Raw genomic sequence first — 19,563 nt, 5'->3', positions numbered from 1 at the left:
GGATAATTAAAACCTACCCCAAATAATAAAAAAATATCAACTTTACGAATTCTTTTTAGTTGTTTTGATGATAGATTTCAACAACTTACTTATTTCTTCTAAATCAGATAAAAGAGATTTTCCAGTTTTCTCTGATAATATTTCTGTTTCAACAAGTAACCTTATCCAATACTCTGTTTCTGATGCTTCTTTTAACGAAATTGATAACTTAGCTGAGAAATCTTTTCTACTTTGTCCTTCTATAGCTTCGCTAACATTCGCACCAATACTAGTTCCACAACGCAAAAGTTACTTAGCTAAAGTATATTCTTTCTTTTCTTCAGATAAATATTTGTATAATTTAATTATTCTAGCTGAAAAATCAAAAGACTTAGCATAAATGACATTATTTTTTCTTCTCATTTATTCCCCTCCTATAACCAATTGTAAGTTATAACTATTATCCCAATAATTACAATTGGTATAAGAAGGAATATTAATTATCAATTGTCAATTATAAATTATAAATTGGGTTTACCAAGGTCTAAATATAATCCCTCTATCTTGGAGTAAGCCTTCTATTTCACTAGCTGCTTGGTCTTCTGATTCGAATTGGTCAATATGGAGATCATAATCGATATCAGTTGTGACATTCTCACCTAACCAGACTGTTTCTATCTGATCAGAGGCTACTGTGGTCTTGATCAGTTCTAAGTCTTCTTGGCTGAGTTCAATAGCGGTTACAACTAAGATAGCTCCGGCATCTAGCATAATATATGATACCTCAGAGAGTCTACGTAAGTGTTCTTCCTTATGGTTATCTTGGCCTTTGATGTCAGCATCTACCCCATAAAGAACATTACCAATACCTAAGAAGTAAGCCAGCTGGCCATCATGGAATAACTTTTCTTCTAGGGCTTTAGCAGTTGGTTTCTTACCAACATCTTCTTCACCTGTTATGAGGACTAAGCTAGGTTGTTGACTATACTTTTTAGCTCGCTCTTCGCGAGTCAAGCGACTTTTCTCCCACTTATAGTTTCTCATCATTACTTTATCGCGGACCCAGCTTTGTTCATCTTCTAAGCCAGCTTCGACTAAACCTCCGCCAGCGATTTCATAATCATCGACTATCACAAACCGGCTGGTCTTTTCTAGTTCAGTTGCTAGATCAAAAGCAATCGCCTCATCTAACTTAAAGACACACTCGGCTACATCATGGCGTTCTACTTCTGCTTTATCTTCATCCTGGCTAAGATCCGAAGCATCAATCACTCGTACAATCTTTTCTAGTCTAGCACTTACTTTAGCAGTTCCTAACTTTAATTTATACTCTTTATCTTTAGTTAGTGATTCTTTACCTAACCAGAAAACATTAGTCTTAATCCGGGAGGTAGCTTGTGGTTCTATTTCTTCTTGTTCCTTAGCTAAAGTAGCTACTTCCCCCCGTTTGATAAAGATCTGCTCCTCAAGCGTAAAGCCGGTAGCATAACCTGGCCCAATAGTATCTGTCTCCGGACGATTAAAGCCTTCTATCGACTTAACAGTACTCCGCTTCCCAGAAGGATAAAAGACGACTTCATCGCCAACACTGACTGTCCCCGATTCAATAGTTCCCGCTACAATCCGGCGGTCATCTCCGCCCCGAGTAAACTTATAAACATCCTGGACAGGCATTCTAAAAGGTTGCTCAGCTGGTAGCTCTTCTGCTTGGAAGCTATCTAAGACATCTAGTACAGTTTGGCCCTCATACCAAGGCATATTCTTCGATTGACTAGCTAGATTGTCACCTTCCATCCCACTAACAGGCACGAAACAATCAGCTTCCATACCTATTTCCGCTAAGAAGTCAGTATAATCAGCTACTATCTGCTCAAAAGTCTCCTGCTCATAATCAACTAAATCCATCTTGTTGACTAAGACAGAAATCTGATCAATACCTAACATGGACAACATATAACAGTGTCGTTTAGAGTTCTCCTGGATCCCCTCATTAGCATCAATCACTAACAGACCTGCTTCGGCTCTAGCAGCTCCTGTGACCATATTCTTCAGGAATTCAATATGGCCTGGTGCATCTAAAATTATGTACTTTCGTAAGTCAGTCTCAAAGAAGACTCGCGCGGAATCAATCGTAATCCCTTGGTCTTGTTCATCTTTGAGAGCATCTAAGAGAAAAGCATACTCAAATGGTTTAGAGTTGCGACGACAAGTTTCTTTAACTTCCTCTAATTTACCTTTAGGTAGTGAATCAGTATCTGCTAAGAGACGGCCAATGATAGTACTTTTTCCGTGGTCAACATGGCCGGCAATGACTATGTTCATGTCTTGATCTTTACTTTTATCTACATCATTTATATTATTAGTCATAATTTCGCTCCCTTCAACACACTTTTAGTTTACAATTAACAGTTGACGGTTGACAGTTTATACCAGTTAACTGTCAACTTATTTCACTCTGCAGTTTTATTAATACCTCAGCAGCTTTATACTACATATATCCGTCTTTTCGTAACTCTTCGAGTCCTGCGCCTTCATCAGAGTCCTGAGCTCGGCCGTCTCGTTCGGCTACATCAGAGAATTTACCGCTTTTTAATTCTTCGATTACTTCGTCTACGTTACTAGCAGTAGATTCTACAGGATCAGTACAAGGAGCACAACCTAGAGAACGATAACGTTTACCTTCACCGCGATCATAATAGAGATCAACTATTGGGATTCCCTCTCGTTTGATATACTCCCAGATATCAAGTTCAGTCCAATCTAATAGTGGGTGAATCCGCACGTGAGTCCCAGGAGCAAAGTCTGTCTTATACTGACTCCAAAATTCTGGTGGTTGATCACCAATATCCCAATCATTATTTGTATCTCGCGGAGAGAAGTAACGCTCTTTAGACCGAGAACCTTCTTCGTCAGCTCTAACTCCTACAATTACACCTGTATAAGGCTTTTGGTTATTATCTACTTCATACTCGCCTGTTTCGTGATTCATTCGATATCGCTTCCAAGTACCATTTAGGGTCTTCTTTAGTGCTTCAGCCTTTAGATTCTTACAACATTGGGTATGATCTACATTACCCTGCGGATAAGTCTGATTCTCTTCTAGAGCTCGTTCGTTTTGGCCATAAATCATATCTAACTTCCACTTTCTAGCTAACATATCTCTATGTTCAATCATCTTAGGAATCTTATAGTCTGTATCAATATGTACCAATGGAAGTGGCACATGACCAAAGAAAGCCTTCCGAGCCAACCATAAAAGAACAGTACTGTCTTTACCAATTGACCATAACATACTTAAGTTATTGAACTCACTATATGCTTCACGAATGATATGGATACTTTTGTTTTCTAATTTGTCTAAATGATCCACGATTTGATCAACCTCCCAATAGTAGTTTACAATTTACAATTAACAGTTGACAGTTAAAACCTTAAAATTCTAAAAATACATTTACAACAGTTGATAATTGAAAATTGATAGTTGAGAGTTAAAAACTTTAAACCAATAATAAATCAAGTTCAAAATTATAACCTCAACCTTCGTATCTAGTATACAAGATAGAGACCAAACTTTAAAGTACAACCAGATCAAAATACAAATCAATCTCTACTAAATCACTGTGTTTAATTGATATTATAAGTTATCTAATATTATAACAATTATCTACCAATTTGCAAGCTGAAATCGAATCAACTTAGTAATCTACTAAAAAAGGATGAACCTAAAGTCCATCCTAAAACTAAATACTATTCTTCTGTAACCGCAATCTCTTGTCCTAGATTATAATAATCTTGATAATAAGCAAATGTCTCCTGTAACCCAGCCTGTAGATCATACTGTGGTTGCCAATCCAAAATCTCCTGCGCTTTATCATTAACTAAATAACTATGTTTAATATCACCTGATCTAGACTCTTGATAGGCTGGTTCTAAATCCAAACCTATAACTTGATTCATGATGTCTACTAGTTGATTAATCGAAGTCTGAACATTACAGCTAATATTGATAATTTCGCCATCTCCTTGCTCCAAAGCAGCTAAATTAGCCTCTGCAATATCATCAACATAGACAAAGTCTCTAGTCTGTTCACCATCACCAAAGATAATAGGTGGCTCGCCTTGTAAAAACTGATCAACAAAGATAGAGATAACGCCACCCTCTCCTTTAGGGTCTTGTCTAATCCCATAAGCATTAGCATATCGTAAGATAGTATAATCTAGATCATATAATTGGTGAAAGACCTTTAAATAATGTTCAGGAGTATGTTTAGAGACTCCATAATAAGAAATAGGATCAACAGGATGTTCTTCATCTACTCCTAAGTATTCAGGTTGTCCATAAACTGCTGCTGAAGAGGCATAAACTATCTTCTCTACATCATACTGCTGACAGTACTCTAATAAATTAACTGTCCCCGTAATATATAACGATAGGTAAGCCTTCAATAGTCATATTACCTATTTCTAGCTTTTCCCCCGTTTCACACCTAGCGTGAAATTTTCAAACTCACTAGGCGTTCTATCTTAGTTTAAGTTACTTCGATACAATCATTTCCTGCCCTAACCCAGTCATAAGTCGGCTAAAACCTCCTTTGACAGAGAATTCACCTTTGTTAGTCTTACAAGAACCTTATGATAAAATGACATACCTTGTAACCTAAACTAATGACTATTGGCTATTCCTAACCCTATTTTACTAAGGTATTATCGGTTTATGCCAACACTATCACTAATATTAAGGAGTGTTATCCACTTTCTGTATTTCACTCCACTATGTCATTGGCGTTAAAAGCCTACATATTATTAGGTTCCCCTGTTCCGAAAGACCCTACCTATTCATATACCTTTAGATTTCTCCTATGAGCCTGTATGAGTTGAATCTGTTCAACTATACACCCTGAAAGTGTATAAGGATTTTCATAACGTCAAATCTTACTCATCCCTCATACCTCAAACTTTGTTGAGATAACCATTTCTAGTTATTTAGTGTATAGACCCGTACATTCAGAGATTCGTCAGTACCTTGCGGTACATTCTAATCATGGGTATTTTATAGGCATCCAAGCTATAGGTTGCACCACCCGACTAAGGTAGTTTGCGTATAATTACGGCAACTCTCACCCGACTTCACCGAGCTTACCAGCAATGAGTATCTTAACCTACTCAAAGCAGTTCGGAGTATCAATGACAGTCCTTCAAGGCGTTACCCTATCATTTGACTGTTAAGGTCTTTCAGTTCTAGTAGATGCAGATTAAATCTGCCATACTAGGCAATACTTTTAATATCGCAACAGGTCGCACTAACATCACTATCAAAATCAGGCTGTTTGAGAGACTGTTGAACATCAATCTGAGCTCCATGATGAATAACATAATCAATCTGATTCTCTTCAAATACTTCTGTTAAATCATCTCTAATATCTAATTGATAAAACTTAGCTTGAAAATTTAAGTTTTTTCTCTTCCCAGTGGATAAATTATCAACTACAATTACCTTATTTCCTCTAGCTATCAATTTATCAACAATATGAGAACCAATAAATCCTGCTCCACCAGTAACTAAAACTGTTCTTTTTGCTGACATATTTATTATCATCCTCCTCTACCCAGCCCGCTATTTACAATTATTCCTTAATAATCCAAATATTTAATTTAAGATTCCTTATAAATTTACTGTTAGGACATTTGTCTTATTAAAAAGAAACAATCAAGTAAAATATATAGTATATTTCAAACTTTATTAATTTTTTATTATCATCGATTACTAATAAAACAAATTCTAATTTATTTTTCCTTACTCATAGGAATTAAATAAACATTCAAATTAATATACTTTTATAATTCAATTTTAAATAAAAATTGATAAGAAATCAACTATAGTGGTATTCTTATCCTAATTAAAATATTTACTAATTATCAACTATAAGTACAAATTTTATTAACTAATAAGATCATAACTCTTAAAAGCTATCTTATTTAATTTTTTTAGATTTTTTAAAGGTTCTATTAATTTCACTTACAAATCGGTATAATCTTTCTTTAATATCAATATCAGAAATTCCACTTTGAATTTCCTTTTCTATTTTTCTAAGTTGCCAAAAAGCATCTATTTTTAGTTTTTTAAGATGAACTTCATAAATAGCACCATTCATAATCAATTCGGTTTTTTCTTGAGGATAAAATAATTCTTCTTTTATTTTTTCTCCTTCACGCAAACCAATATATTCGATTTTAATATCTTTTCCGACTTTATAACCAGCATTTTTAATTAAGTCTTCTGCAATTTTTTTAATTGGTTTAGCTTCACCCATGTTTAATATATAAATATTTTTATTTTTTCCTATGTTACCTACTTTAAGAAGCAAATTAGCTGCTTCAGATTTAGACATGAAAAATCTTTTAGCTTTAGAATGAGTTAAAGTAACAGGCCCACCATTACATATTTGTTTTTCAAAAAGGGGTACAACGCTTCCAGAACTCCCATATACATTACCAAATCTAACTCCTAATTTAGTCATATTACTGGAAAACTGACTAATTAATATCTCCCCAACTCTTTTGGTTGCCCCCATAACATTAGTCGGCTTAACTGCTTTATCAGTGGATATATATATAAATTTTTCCACCTCATAATTATCAGCAATATCTAATAAGTTCTTTGTCCCGAAAATATTAGTCTTAATTCCTTCTACTATATTACTTTCTAAGAGAGGCACTTGTTTTAAAGCAGCAGCATGAAATACTATATCTGGTCTGTACTGTTCAAATACTCCTTTTAATTTTTCCTTATCTCTAATATTAACTATTTTAGGAATAACATTAGCATTTGTTTTTCTTTTTAGTTCACGATATATAAGATATAATTTGTTTTCATTTATATCACAAAGAATTATTTCAGAGACATTACTCTTACATAACTTTCTACAAAGTTCTGAACCGATCGAGCCTGCTCCACCTGTTACTAATACTTTCTTTCTAGTGTAAAAATTATTTTTTTGGAATTCTTCCATAAACACCCTCCCAACTACTAAATCAATTTATTTTCAAGTATTAAATAAACTTTTAGTTTTAACTAAAAAGTACAATTTTATACTGATAAAAATGCCATTATCAACTTTATAACTACAAAATAAGTATTAACCTTAAATTGACCTAATAATAGCTTCTAATAAAACAAGAATAAATTTAATCATTAACTTTATAAGCTAATATTTCATTACAACACATATCTATAAAATTGACTTTATAACAAATATTATTGATTTCATAAGCACTTTAAAATTTGATAAACTAGATTCTCCCTCTTTTCTTTCCTGAACTTCTACACAAATTTCCTTTATTATTAAACCATTTTTTTTAGCTTTTAAAATTGCTTCTACACCATAAAATTCATCCTCACATAAAAATGGAATAAATGTTTTTTTAAAAGCTTTAAACCCAGTTGTAACATCATTTAAACCTATAAATTTAGCCATTATTTTTTCCCCTAATCTAGGTAAACATTCACGGACTCCTAACACCAAATCAACCTGGTTATCAATTATTGGTTTAGTTAATTTAGGAATTTCAGAAACATCATGTTGGCCATCTGCATCCATAGTAATTATAATCTCACCTGTTGCTTTCTTTACTCCAGTAAAAATACTTTTTATATAACCTTTATTTTTTTTATGAGCTATGACATTTATATTCTCATTTTTAATTTGCATCAATTTTTGGAAAGTATCATCATTACTTCCGTCATCTACAACAATGATTTCATCAACATACTTCTTACTTTCAGAAACTATATTCTTAATAGTTACTTCCTCATTATAAACCGGAATTATAAGGCTAGTATTCATCTACTCTCACCTATCCTTGAGTTATAAACTCTTTTTTTTCTCCTCTAGATTTCTTTAATAACCAAATTACTTTATTTTGTTTAGTTTCAGCTACTAAACTACTTTCTGAACATCCTATTTCAGGAGGAAGAACCATTTCTATAGCATTAACAGGACAAGCTTTAATACAAGCTGCACAATCCCAGCAATCCTCAGGATACTCAATAAGCGCTTTATCTTTTTTTCGAACTATTAATCCACCAGGACATATGCGTTCACAACGTCCTTCATCTCTGTTAGGACATCCCATGCATTTATCTTGATTAATTTCAATAGTCATTCTTCCCCCCCCTACTTTTATTAGTAATATCTCTTTCAATAATTTCAATTGAGTTGCTTTCTAAATCTAATCTTGTGTTAATAAATTTTAACCAGTTCTGATCATCTTGTTCAGGAAAATCAACCCTAGTTTGATAACCAGGCCATCTAGTTTCTTGACGATAGATTAAATGTTCAATTAAAACCTGAGCTACATCAATTCGATCAATTACTTCATGAGCTTGTACTAACTCATATAAATTATCAGCTAATAATTTTTCGGTTTCACTCTTCAATTTTTTTAATTTATCTCTAGCCACTTTTAAATCATTTTCATTTAATTGATAATGTTTTTCTTTTCCTCCTGCATATTGTTCCATTATTTCTTGTAATTTGTTTTCTATATTTTCAGGATGCAAACCATTATTTGAATCAATTGGTTTCTTAATTCTTTTTAATTCATTAGTTACTTTTGCTTCATCAATTTTAATCTTTTCTGCATCATTATTTATATAATCAACAGCTGATAGAGCTGCAATTTTACCTTCTACAAAAGCCCCACTAGCATATTTTTTAGGAGCCCCTCCTGCTACATCTCCAGCAGCATATAATCCATCTAAAGTAGTCTTGCGATTAACATCTACCCAATAACCAGCTTGACAATGTCCTCCAACAATATAGGGTTCAGATCCAGAAATAGGAAATTTTATTTTTCTCCCCGAAGAAAACTCTTGTTCTAATTTTAAAATTAGATCTGGAGACATATTCAAAAATGATTTATATAATTCCATTCGTTCCTCAACATTAAAATCTTCTAAAACCATATAACAGGGACCTCGTCCTGCTTTTTCTTCTTCAATTGTAGCATAAAGTCTCATAGCAGTATTTACATCTTCATATTTATCCAAATATTCTTCTCCTAAATTATTCACTTGCCGAGCTCCAGAAAAAGCTAAAGTACCTGTCGGAGCAAATACATCTTTAACTCTTAGAGCTACAAACCGCATTTCAAATGTGGTCATCTCTGCTCCAGCCCTAATCCCCATTGCATATCCAGCTCCAGTATTAAACGGGGGATACCACATTTTATGTCTAGCAGTTCCAGAATTATTTGGTTTATAAATTCCTGCTGCTCCACCAGTAGCACAAATTACAGCCTTAGACTTAATCACATAAAAAATATTTTCCTTAACATTAAATGCAAAACAACCTTTAACTTTATTATCTTCAATAATATAATTAGTAGCCATTGTTCTGTTCAAAACATTTATATTAGTATCTTCTACTTTTTTAGCCAGAATTGGTTTAAGTTTTTCACCTTTAATCTTTATACTCCGCGAACTACGTGCTATGTAATTCCCCTCTTCATCTTTTAAAATAGGAAGTCCCCAATTTTCTATTGTCTCTGTAACTTCATTAACATGTTTACCAATACTCAATACCAAATCTTCTCTAATTAAACCATTAGAATCATTTTTAACATACTCTAAATAACTTTCAGGAGTTTCCCCAGAAGTAATATAAGCATTAATAGCATTAATTCCGGCAGCAAGGCATCCACTTCTCTCAATGTGTCCTTTTTCTATAATTAATACATCTAAATTTAGGTTTTCTTCTTTGGCAGTTACTCCAGCAAAACAGCCAGCTGCTCCTCCTCCAATAATTAGTAAATCCGTAGATAGAGTCTTTACTTCCATTATCTTCACTCCTTATTTATCCGACTGATCATTATGGCACTTCATTCACTGAATGAATAAATACTACTGGGTATAGACATTAGTAATCCATACCCAGTAATAAATATATATTTAAGACATAAATCGATCCTTATACTGAACAATTACATCTTGAAACTCCTTTAGATTGGTAAGAATTTCATGTACTCCCTCTTCAACACTAACTGGTTTTTGATTTAATAATTCATTCATAAATCTATCATTAGCCATTTTCATTTTATGATCTTCTTTTTCTTCTCTTGGATTAGAAATATGCTTAATTTCTGTTTCTAATCCTAATTCATCAGCCGAATTCTTAACTGCTTTAGCTAATCGAATAATACTTACTGGTTTAAGAGTTTGATTATAGACTTTAAATTCTCCATCATTCTCTAATTCTACAGCATTTACTAAAGATTGAACAGTATCCTGTAAAGAAACCATTGGCTTACGTTGTTCACCTTTTCCATAGACTGTAATCGGATATCCAGCAAGTGCCATGGCACAGAATCGATTAATAACTACTCCAAAATAATAATCAAAATCAAATCTAGTATTCAATCGTGGATCAAGATTAGTTTCTTCTGTCTCTGTTCCATAAACAATTGCAGTTCGAATATCTGTAACAGAAAGCCCCCATTGCTTATTAGCCAGCCAAAGATTATTAACATCATTACACTTGCTCATATGATACCAAGAACCAGCCATTCCTGGGAAGGGAATAGTATCTTTTCCATCTTTGTATTCTACTTCAAAAAGTCCTTCTGGTATTTCAAACTCAGGTGCTCCATATGTTCCAGTAGTAGTAGTTTCAACAAAATGAGTATCCTCTAATCCTAATTCTTTAAGTCCCCACAATAAATTTCTAGTAGATTGATTATTATTGTGCTGAGTAAAGTTAGCTCGTTCACCATTAATTTGTGAATAAGGAGCCGATGGCTGAGCGGCTGTATGTAAAACAACTCGTGGTTCATATACTTCTAATATTTGATTAACAAAATCCTTGTCAGTTAAATCTCCTTCAACAAAAGTCAAATTATCAATTCCATTTTCTTTAGCAGCTTGAATTCTAGTCTCCATATCTTCAACTGGTAAAGCAGAGACTGAACCAACCTCTTCTAACCATCTTCGTCGTCCAAAATTATCCACTCCGATAATTCTTTCATTTGGATATTCTTTACCTAACTTTAACATTGTTGGCCATCCTACATATCCATCTGCACCTGTCACTAAAATTGACATCTTATAATTCCTCCTCTTTATTTAAATAAATTATATCTTAACAACTATATTTGAATAACCTTAATTCCCTCATTCTCATATTCTTTAATCTTTTCATAAATTTCTTGCCTGTACATAATTGTAGTAATTACAATTGCATCAGGATTTAGTTCTTTAATTTTATCTGGAGATTGAATTAAATAATCATCATAATAGCTACCTTGTTTTGATTGATCATCATCAACAATCCCTGAAATACTGAGATTCATCTCTTTTAATGATAATATTGCTACACTTGCTGCTTCTCCTGCTCCATAACATACAACTTTATTAATTTCCTCTTGAACCAATAAATTCATTAGATTATTTTTTACTTCTTTCCTAGTCTTCTTGTATACTTTTTCTAACTCAATCATATAAGCAAATAAATTTCTATCTTTATAATCTTGTCCAAAAGTAGTTAAGTAATACTTCATATTCCTAGAAGATTGAACTTCTTTTTCTAGTAATCCTTCTTCTACAAATTGTTTAATATAGTTGTTAACCATAGAAGGAACAACACCAATTTTATCTGCTAATTCACTTTGACTTATATTTGGATCTTTAGCAATTTCCTTCAACAACAATACTTTCTTTAATTTGGAAGAAGGGGTTAAATATTTCAATACAACCATAAAAATCATCCTTTAGTTCATTCATTGATTGAACAACTTAATTTTAACATAAATAACAAATTTATTCAAGTCTATTCTTTTGTAACTGCTACCTCATCTTCAACCTTAGAAATCGAAGTTAATAATTCGTAAAAAGCATCTCTAACTGTTAATTCAGGATCAAGTCCTAATTCATTTTGAATTTTTGATATATCAAAAGTGAACTCTTCCAAATCAATTTCCTTTTTTCCCGCCCCACGATCTTCTAAATGTTCTATAGGAACAGTATAACCTAATATTTCCTCAGCTACTTCATTAGCTGTTTCTACTACTTGATTGACACTTATATTTTCATAACCACCTAAATTATAAGTACCAGAAGCTTCTTGTTCAATTGCTAACTTATATGCTTTAGCTGTATCCCTAACATGTAAGAAGTTTCTGATCTGCCTTCCAGTTCCAAATACAGTCATAGGTTCTTTGTTTAAAATCTTATCAGCCATAATATTAATTAACGACCTTTTTTCGCACAAACCTTTACCATACATATTAGATTGTCTGAAAATAACAGACTTCATACCATATAATTCTTCTGCTGCATTTATTAGATGTTCACAGCTCCTTCTTAAATTACCATAAAAGTTTATTGGTTCAGTTGGAGTATCTTCATCAATATATTTAGGTGGATTACCTAAAGTAGCAAATGAAGAAGCATAAATGAACTGCTCAACTCCTTCTTCAACAGCGGCATCAACTAAATTTTTAGTTCCTACTAAATTATTTACTGCAGCTTTTTTATCCTTATCTTCACACAATGGAATTCCTGTCATTCCTGCAAAATGAATAACTACATCTACTCCTTTTACCATTTCCTTCGCATCTTCTTCACTTCTAACGTCCATATTTTCAACTTCAATACCATGAATTTGCTCTACTGTTCCAATAGAAAAGTTATCTACAGCTCGAATATCCTTAAAATCAGGATATAATGTATCTACTACTGTAGACCCAATAAATCCTGCTGCACCAGTTACTAATATTTTCATTTTAAATTCCTCCTTTATAATAATTTAGTTTCTTATACCTACTTTCCATTTAAAATTTTTTCATACTGCTTCATCATTTGTTTATAAGTATATTTCTCTAACAATTTTTGTTTTGCTCTTTCACCTAGTTCTTCAGCTGAATCTTCATTATTCAATAAATAAATTAATGCTTCTATTATTGCTTCTTCATTATTAGGTTCAATCAATATCCCTTCCTTTTTATTTTTAATTACATCAGGCATTGCTCCTACTCTAGTTGCTATAATAGGCAAAGAAAAAGCCATAGCTTCTAATAAGGAAAAAGGCATTCCTTCTTTTAATGAAGGAATAATAAATAAATCTGCTATATTTAAATAAGGGGTTACATCTTTCACTTTCCCAACAAATGTTATATCTTTATTTAATCCATACTTTTCTACCTCTTTTTTCATCTTACGTTTTAAAGGTCCTCCTCCTACTAATATCACTTTAATTTCTTCAAAAGATAAATATTTTTCTTTAAGTTTACTTAAAGCCTTTATTAGAATTTGATGACCTTTATTTTTGTAAAAATTAGCTATAGATACAATATACTTGAATTCTCCCCCTTGCTCATTATCATCTAATTTAGTAGATGTCATATATATTTTTTTATTATAATTATTAATTTTCAAGCCATTAGAAATTTCAACCAATTTATTAGAAGATATATTGATTTCTTTTGCTGTTTCTATATCTTTACTAGAAACACAAACAATCTTATCAGAAAAAAGCGAAGCCATATATTCTAAAATCTCATATAGTTTTCTTTTATAAAATGGTAGCGGTTCGTTAAAAACAAAACCTCCTGCTTTAAACAATACCTTTGAACAACCAGTCAACTTTGCAGCAATTCTTCCTAATATACCTGCCTTGGAACTATGACAAAATACGATACCATAATTTTCCTTGGAAAAATGTTTTAATAACCAAAGAAACATTTTGCTATCTTTAACTAAAGAAATTTCTCTTACTAAATTTTTGTTAGTAATTATTTTAATACCTGATTTCTTTAGTTTTTCTACTAGTAAACCGTTTTCTGAAGTTAGTAAAGTAATATCATATTCATTTTTAAATTCATTAATAAAATCAAAAGCAAATTTCTGTGCTCCCCCCCATTCAGAAGTAGTTATAAAATAAAGTAACTTAGAAATGTGATCTCACCCCTTATGAAAAATATTATATATAGCATTATTAAATTCAGAACAAATCTTATCAATACTATTTTCTCTTAAAACTTTTTTATAAGCTGTTTCACCTAATTCTTCAATTTTATTTTTATCATTAAATAAAATTTGTACTTTGGATAATAATTGTTTTTTATTTATTTCATCAACTAAATAACCATCTTTATCATTTTCAACTTGTTCCTTAATCCCCCCAAAACTATTTGCAATTACTGGGAGTTTGAAAAACTGAGCTTCTAAAATTACTGACGGATAAGCATCTCTATAACTAAAATATAAAAATAAATCAGATTTTTTATATAATCTTTCTATTTCATCTTCATAACCCAATAAAATAATTTGTTTTTGTAAATTATTTTGTCTAATAATCTTTTTTATTATATCCATGTATTTACCCGCACCAGCTATTTTCCATCTTATATTATTTCTTTTAATAAATTCTTTTAAAGACACTATAGCTCTTTTTAAAGCTCTAGCTTTTCCTAAAAAGTTAAAATTAGTTACTGTTAATATAACTAAAATTTTGTTTTTAGATAATATATTTATATGATTTTTAGGGGAATTCTCTATTAAAAAAAGTGGTGTTTTTACTACTTTCACATTTTTTTCTGATATATTTTTATTTCTCCTTAACACAATATTTTTTAAATAATGAGAAACAGGTAAAATTCCATCTAAAAATTTAAATGATATTTTAGCAGCTGAATATCGAATATAAACTATTAGTTTCCAAAAAAAACTTTCCTTTTTTATTTCAGATTCCCTTTCTGCCCAAAAATCTCCCCTTAATCGAACAAACAAAGGAATACTTCCTATAAATTTAAAGAACAATAACATAAGTGAAGGAACTCCAGGATTATCTGTTAATAACAAATCTGGTTTTTGTCTTAAAAAAGTAAATAATAATTCCTTAAATATCAAAGTTATATTTTTCCTTTCCCCATTTTTCCCTCTTAAGTTTATTACCTCCAGTTCATTTCTTTTATTTAAAGGGATCGAAGTTTTTCTAAATCGATTCCCCCCTAAAAACAATATTTTCATTATCTACCCACTCCCTGACAAGTATAAAATATTAAATTCTATATTCAATTATGCATTGTTTCTAAATAATCAAGTATTTTTTAAAATAATTTCATAGTCCATAGTCCTAAATTAAGCAGCTTGTGAATGAGATTTTCTATTTAGTCATTTTCTTCTCTCAATTGCTTTTTAATGATTGTTTTTACGCTCTTGAATAATCTCATTAGCTTTATCTTTACATTTATCATATAGTGTAACAAAATCAATACTTTGATGTAAATGACTATTATTATAGTATTCTATGAAATTAATAATGTCCTCTTGAACTTCATAAAAGCTCTCATACTTGGGTTTGACATAAATATTTTCATGCTTAATAGTTTTATGAAACACTTCAATTTTACCATTAGTCTCTGGATGTCTAACAGCAGTTCTGATAGAAACAAGTTGAGTACCATTATCGCTGATTAAAGTTGTTTTTTCATCATCAGGAACTTCAAATAAATCAGCTTTAAATAAAGCTTTACTCATGAAATCCTTCATATCATCAGTAGTCATAGTAAAAGATCTTTTACTATGAACAATATAACAAGAATAACAATCTAAAGCACTAATCAAATAAACATGTTTATCTTTAACAGGAACATAAGTAATATCTATGTGCCACATTTGGTTTGGCTGTTTAACTTTTATATTTTACCATCAGCTTTCTTTTCTTGATGTTAGCTTTAAGAACTCTATAAACACTTAAAGGAGAAACATATGCTATATCATTTATATTGCATTTAATAAGCTAGTTTCCTATGTCATAAATCTAGGTGTTCTAAAGCATAATCTATAGTTGCTTGTTTTTCTTCTTCTAAAAGACTATAAGGACATGATTTAGGACTAGATTTATGTTTTTTAAATCCTGATACAATTAGCTTTAAAATTTCGTTTCTAGCGATAATAGCGATCTGGATTGAGTTTTAGTATCTTACATATATCTTTGATACTAAGTTCTGATTATTCAATAATATCCATTAATTTATGCTTTTTATCACTGGATAGCCATTCATCTTTAAGATTATCACGAAGCTCTATGTGTCGTTTTTTTAAGATTTATAGCTCAGTGAAAAGTTCTACTACGGTTTCTTTAAGTCTTTTTTTACTTGCTTTAGTTTTTCTTTTTCAGGATCTCTTTTATTACCGTGATTGAAAACTTTATCAGCATTATCTAATAATTTTTCTTTCCACTGATAAAATTGATTTTCGTAAATGCCATGTTTGCGACAAGTTTCAGAAATATTACCATTTTCTAAGGCTTCAAGAACAATTTTTAGTTTCTCTTCAGAAGATATCTTTTTGTGTTTACCCATTGTTAATTTCCTCCTTTGACTATAATTTGGGAGGAAGAAAACGACTTTATCAAAGACTATAAAAATTTTTTCGAAATTTACTTCATGAGCTTAAAAACATTATAAATTATTGGCTCTTTAATTGTTGTGAAAAATAATCTGTGCTGTAATTGAAGTCTGTTAGAAAATAATTACAACAGACTTCAACCTTTGGTTTTAATTTTGTTCTACATGAAAGCCACGAATAATATATATTAAATTTTTTTAAATTAGTTACTCCATATCCTATTCGCCTTATTAACTTGATTTTATTATTTATTCCTTCATCAAAACCATTACTTATCTTAGCCTCAAAAAAGTTTAATAATTTGTCTTCCCAATTTTCCACTGTTTTATTAGTTTCTAAAAATGGTTTTGAACCACTATTTTAGCATTTGGAAACACCTCTTGAGCCATTGAATTATAGGCACTCTACATATCCATTGAGATAGCTTTTATATTCCTTTTAACCTCTTTTGGGCATTCCTGTTCAAAAGAGGTTATCAGGTCATCTTTCTTCCTGCTTGGAAGAATAGCAATTAATTCTTTCTCTTTTGGATCAGAAATTGCTACAGCATATTCATGCTTTTCACGAATTGAGAACTCATCTATACTTAAATATTCTATTTCATCTAAATTTATATCCTCAATCAATTATTTAGGCTTATCTTCTACTGAATTTGAAATAGAAGTATAACTTACTTCTATTTCTTTAGCTATGCCTGTATAATCTCTTCTTTGAGCTAAATCCACTATATATTCATCTAATTTTTTAGTTTTTCTAGAATATTTATCAATAATTTCATATTATTCGTTGAATGAATTGCTATCACAGCTCTTACAACGATATTTTTTCAATCTAATTATAACCTGATTTCCTTTGATAGGAATATCTTTTATATTTTGCTATCTACAATCATGAACTTTGTCAGTAATAGAACCGCAATTAGGACATTTCCACTCCTTCTTTTTAACTTCTGTTATAAAGATATATACACCATCTAAAATTAATAAATCAGTAATAATTAAATCTGGCAAATGCACTTTTATTTTTTGAATTTACATATTTTTATTCACTACATTAATCAGAAACCAAAAAAAGATTTTCTCTAATATTAGGGGGTCAAACCGAGGTTATGAAAAATCATAGTTGTAAATGGAAATGTTTCACTATGATTATTTATAAAAAATTTAAACAAATAAAAATACATAAAAAATATAATATAATAATTAATAAGCACTATTTTATTTGCTCTATTACGAACTGAAGATATTACTAAAGGAACTAAAATATAATATAACATATTTGTATATAATGATAATCTCCCACCCCAATTACTAAAATATCCAACATATTTAAATGGTATATTCAATAATGACAAATTAATAATTGGTTCAAAAAACTTATTTTTATAAATAATTGATTTTTTAAAAATAAAAATTGGAATAATGATTGGTAATATATGTAATAAAAATCCAACTCCTAAATCAATATCATTAATTAAATAATGTGAATAACTTGAGAATAAATCTATTTTTAATAGTAAATTCAAAAAAAAGTTTGTAATTAATGGCGTTAATAAAATTGAAAAATAATAAATTATATTCTTTAATAAATTATATTTTTTATATCGAATATTAACTAAAAGGTAAAAAAACAAGCATATTGCAGCACTATTATGAAACATTGTTGCTATTATTATAAATAAAAAATATTTTAATAATTCTTTTTTATAAATATATCTCAAAGAAAAGAACACAATAGACATAGCAATCATTTGTCTAATTCCATTTAATCCAAATGCAAAATGCATAGAATAATAAACAAATAAGGCAATTGGAATAGAAATTTTATCTTTAAAAAAATCTATACCAAAAATTATAAATAAATGTATCAAAAATGATGATAGAAAAAAGATACTAAGTGGTTTTTCAAATAAAAAATAAGCAACTTTATTTAAGACAAAATATAATGGTTCATTAATATATTTGGGCCATATTCTACTGAATTTCACAAAATTAATTTGCTTAAATATTCTTACATAAGCTTGATAATCTGTTCCCACATTATACCTAATAGAAGAAATGATAACAGGTGGAGTAATTATCAATAAACACCAAATAGCTTTCTTCAGAAAGTAATATCTTTGTTTCCTATAAAAAAATCTATTTTGGTATACTTTCGCAATTAATAACGAAATTCCAAATGCAGATAAGTATATAAATAATGAAATTAATTTATTCATAAAATTCCTCCGTTAAACAATCTCGGTTATGTTAAAAAATATTTAGGTTTTATTTAATATCAATTAGGAAAGTATATAGTACCAAACTCATCTCTCTAATACCATTAAACATGTCCTAAACCCCTGATAGATTCAACTTGATTAATAAACTCCTTTGAAATAAATAATCCAGACTAGAGTGAAGACGATTTTAATTATATTTTTTAATATAATCATCAACCGAACTTTTACAATCTAATATATTTTCGTAATCAGATTTATGATAAATATCTTCTTTCTTCAAAGTACCATGAAAGCTTTCTATATAAGCATTTTCCTTGGGTGTATCAATAGTTATTCGCTCATGTTTTATTTCAATTTCTTCATCAGATTTAAGCTCTCTTAAATAATCCTGAAAATCTTTGCTACGGAACTGAACACTATTATCTGTTCTAAGTATTACATTTTCTACATCTCGATCTTCAAGTGTTTCTTTTAAGGCTTCTAAAGTTTCATCAGTTCTGCGCCTTAAGCTGATTTTATGACCAATTATTTCTCTTGTGTAAACATCTATCAGATCAAACATATAGACCCAATTCCCTGTACTGTCTAAATACCACTAAACCATATCCATCTGGCACATTTGATTTAGAGCATCTATTTCATGTTCTTGACTTTGGTTATATTTCTCTGGTTTTGGGCTATTTTGTTTTTGTAATAAATCCAATTCTCCCATAATCCGATGAATACGCTTATGATTGACTATTATCCCTTCTTTATTTCTGATGTAGTTCGTAATCATTCTATAACCGTAATATGCGTATTTAGAAGTGTATTCTTTTACTAAGTTTATTACTTCTTGTTCAGAAACTTTATTATTATTTTCATCAAAAGCTGGGATCCCAGAATAAAGATAATTTTCAGGAGTATCTTTATCATTTTCTTGTTGCAATTGATAATAGTAAGTACTTTTAGATATATT

At 30.4% G+C, this 19,563-nt stretch carries 16 protein-coding genes and 5 pseudogenes; all 21 read right to left on the bottom strand.

Going from position 1 to position 19,563, the window contains the following annotated elements; genetic code table 11:
- Nucleotides 1-42: 42 nt before the first annotated feature.
- The 21 genes and pseudogenes from ACYQ3D_RS03015 to ACYQ3D_RS02910 all read right to left on the bottom strand — a co-directional run bounded on the left by ACYQ3D_RS03015 (nt 43) and on the right by ACYQ3D_RS02910 (nt 19,533).
- Nucleotides 43-402: pseudogene (locus ACYQ3D_RS03015) on the bottom strand (four helix bundle protein).
- A 111-nt stretch (nt 403-513) separates the two neighbouring features.
- A complete protein-coding gene (locus tag ACYQ3D_RS03010) occupies nt 514-2,346 on the bottom strand; it encodes a GTP-binding protein (RefSeq protein ID WP_459836061.1) in 1,833 nt (610 codons plus the stop codon).
- A gap of 121 nt (nt 2,347-2,467) precedes the next feature.
- Nucleotides 2,468-3,349 carry a sulfate adenylyltransferase subunit CysD gene (gene cysD / locus ACYQ3D_RS03005; protein ID WP_459836058.1) on the bottom strand — a complete coding sequence of 294 codons (882 nt, stop codon included), beginning with the start codon at nt 3,347-3,349 and terminating at the stop codon, nt 2,468-2,470.
- A gap of 377 nt (nt 3,350-3,726) precedes the next feature.
- A pseudogene (locus tag ACYQ3D_RS03000) lies at nt 3,727-4,401 on the bottom strand (NAD-dependent epimerase/dehydratase family protein); the annotation flags it as partial.
- Between the two features lie 877 nt (nt 4,402-5,278).
- Nucleotides 5,279-5,563: pseudogene (locus ACYQ3D_RS02995) on the bottom strand (NAD-dependent epimerase/dehydratase family protein); the annotation flags it as partial.
- Between the two features lie 388 nt (nt 5,564-5,951).
- The gene (locus ACYQ3D_RS02990; protein WP_459836056.1) at nt 5,952-6,989 is read right to left on the bottom strand and encodes an SDR family NAD(P)-dependent oxidoreductase; all 1,038 of its coding nucleotides are present in this window, start codon (nt 6,987-6,989) and stop codon (nt 5,952-5,954) included.
- 219 nt (nt 6,990-7,208) lie between these two features.
- Complete coding sequence (locus ACYQ3D_RS02985) at nt 7,209-7,823, bottom strand: glycosyltransferase family 2 protein (protein ID WP_459836054.1); 615 nt, start codon at nt 7,821-7,823, stop codon at nt 7,209-7,211.
- A gap of 10 nt (nt 7,824-7,833) precedes the next feature.
- On the bottom strand, nt 7,834-8,142 hold the full coding sequence (locus ACYQ3D_RS02980; RefSeq protein WP_459836052.1) for a 4Fe-4S dicluster domain-containing protein: 309 nt from the start codon (nt 8,140-8,142) through the stop codon (nt 7,834-7,836).
- Nucleotides 8,132-9,817, bottom strand: a complete 1,686-nt coding sequence (locus tag ACYQ3D_RS02975; protein WP_459836049.1) for an adenylyl-sulfate reductase subunit alpha — start codon at nt 9,815-9,817, stop codon at nt 8,132-8,134. Before ACYQ3D_RS02975 ends, ACYQ3D_RS02980 begins: the two co-directional genes overlap by 11 nt.
- A 111-nt stretch (nt 9,818-9,928) precedes the next feature.
- Entirely contained in the window at nt 9,929-11,077 is a 1,149-nt protein-coding gene (locus tag ACYQ3D_RS02970) for an NAD-dependent epimerase/dehydratase family protein (RefSeq protein ID WP_459836047.1), read from the bottom strand.
- 44 nt (nt 11,078-11,121) lie between these two features.
- A complete protein-coding gene (locus ACYQ3D_RS02965; RefSeq protein ID WP_459836045.1) occupies nt 11,122-11,730 on the bottom strand; it encodes a winged helix-turn-helix transcriptional regulator in 609 nt (202 codons plus the stop codon).
- A 71-nt stretch (nt 11,731-11,801) separates the two neighbouring features.
- Nucleotides 11,802-12,755, bottom strand: a complete 954-nt coding sequence (locus tag ACYQ3D_RS02960) for an NAD-dependent epimerase/dehydratase family protein (protein ID WP_459836043.1) — start codon at nt 12,753-12,755, stop codon at nt 11,802-11,804.
- A 38-nt stretch (nt 12,756-12,793) separates the two neighbouring features.
- Nucleotides 12,794-13,906 (bottom strand): glycosyltransferase family 4 protein, encoded by a 1,113-nt coding sequence (locus tag ACYQ3D_RS02955; RefSeq protein ID WP_459836097.1) that lies wholly within the window; start codon nt 13,904-13,906, stop codon nt 12,794-12,796.
- Between the two features lie 27 nt (nt 13,907-13,933).
- Nucleotides 13,934-15,001 carry a glycosyltransferase family 4 protein gene (locus ACYQ3D_RS02950; protein WP_459836041.1) on the bottom strand — a complete coding sequence of 356 codons (1,068 nt, stop codon included), beginning with the start codon at nt 14,999-15,001 and terminating at the stop codon, nt 13,934-13,936.
- Between the two features lie 168 nt (nt 15,002-15,169).
- On the bottom strand, nt 15,170-15,673 hold the full coding sequence (locus ACYQ3D_RS02945) for a transposase (RefSeq protein ID WP_459836095.1): 504 nt from the start codon (nt 15,671-15,673) through the stop codon (nt 15,170-15,172).
- A gap of 431 nt (nt 15,674-16,104) precedes the next feature.
- Nucleotides 16,105-16,338 (bottom strand): transposase, encoded by a 234-nt coding sequence (locus ACYQ3D_RS02940; RefSeq protein WP_459836039.1) that lies wholly within the window; start codon nt 16,336-16,338, stop codon nt 16,105-16,107.
- 106 nt (nt 16,339-16,444) lie between these two features.
- Nucleotides 16,445-16,729 (bottom strand): annotated as a pseudogene (locus ACYQ3D_RS02935) (transposase); the annotation flags it as partial.
- 59 nt (nt 16,730-16,788) lie between these two features.
- Entirely contained in the window at nt 16,789-17,010 is a 222-nt protein-coding gene (locus ACYQ3D_RS02930; protein WP_459836037.1) for a transposase, read from the bottom strand.
- A gap of 461 nt (nt 17,011-17,471) precedes the next feature.
- Nucleotides 17,472-18,602, bottom strand: a complete 1,131-nt coding sequence (locus ACYQ3D_RS02920; protein WP_459836035.1) for an EpsG family protein — start codon at nt 18,600-18,602, stop codon at nt 17,472-17,474.
- Between the two features lie 190 nt (nt 18,603-18,792).
- A pseudogene (locus tag ACYQ3D_RS02915) lies at nt 18,793-19,185 on the bottom strand (transposase); the annotation flags it as partial.
- A 15-nt stretch (nt 19,186-19,200) separates the two neighbouring features.
- Complete coding sequence (locus tag ACYQ3D_RS02910; RefSeq protein WP_459836033.1) at nt 19,201-19,533, bottom strand: helix-turn-helix domain-containing protein; 333 nt, start codon at nt 19,531-19,533, stop codon at nt 19,201-19,203.
- Nucleotides 19,534-19,563: the final 30 nt, after the last annotated feature.

Source organism: Halanaerobaculum tunisiense, assembly GCF_054657635.1.
The sequence above is the reverse complement of the archived record's forward strand: the minus strand, read 5'-3'. Positions and strand labels throughout refer to the sequence as shown.

What these genes read in the sequence shown, in the direction of transcription:
- ACYQ3D_RS02940 (WP_459836039.1), bottom strand. Translation starts at nt 16,338, where the DNA reads ATGGGTAAACACAAAAAGATATCTTCTGAAGAGAAACTAAAAATTGTT.
- ACYQ3D_RS02990 (WP_459836056.1), bottom strand. Translation starts at nt 6,989, where the DNA reads ATGGAAGAATTCCAAAAAAATAATTTTTACACTAGAAAGAAAGTATTA.
- ACYQ3D_RS02960 (WP_459836043.1), bottom strand. Translation starts at nt 12,755, where the DNA reads ATGAAAATATTAGTAACTGGTGCAGCAGGATTTATTGGGTCTACAGTA.
- ACYQ3D_RS03010 (WP_459836061.1), bottom strand. Translation starts at nt 2,346, where the DNA reads ATGACTAATAATATAAATGATGTAGATAAAAGTAAAGATCAAGACATG.
- ACYQ3D_RS02975 (WP_459836049.1), bottom strand. Translation starts at nt 9,817, where the DNA reads ATGGAAGTAAAGACTCTATCTACGGATTTACTAATTATTGGAGGAGGA.
- ACYQ3D_RS02985 (WP_459836054.1), bottom strand. Translation starts at nt 7,823, where the DNA reads ATGAATACTAGCCTTATAATTCCGGTTTATAATGAGGAAGTAACTATT.
- ACYQ3D_RS02920 (WP_459836035.1), bottom strand. Translation starts at nt 18,602, where the DNA reads ATGAATAAATTAATTTCATTATTTATATACTTATCTGCATTTGGAATT.
- ACYQ3D_RS02965 (WP_459836045.1), bottom strand. Translation starts at nt 11,730, where the DNA reads ATGGTTGTATTGAAATATTTAACCCCTTCTTCCAAATTAAAGAAAGTA.
- ACYQ3D_RS02950 (WP_459836041.1), bottom strand. Translation starts at nt 15,001, where the DNA reads ATGAAAATATTGTTTTTAGGGGGGAATCGATTTAGAAAAACTTCGATC.
- ACYQ3D_RS02970 (WP_459836047.1), bottom strand. Translation starts at nt 11,077, where the DNA reads ATGTCAATTTTAGTGACAGGTGCAGATGGATATGTAGGATGGCCAACA.
- ACYQ3D_RS02980 (WP_459836052.1), bottom strand. Translation starts at nt 8,142, where the DNA reads ATGACTATTGAAATTAATCAAGATAAATGCATGGGATGTCCTAACAGA.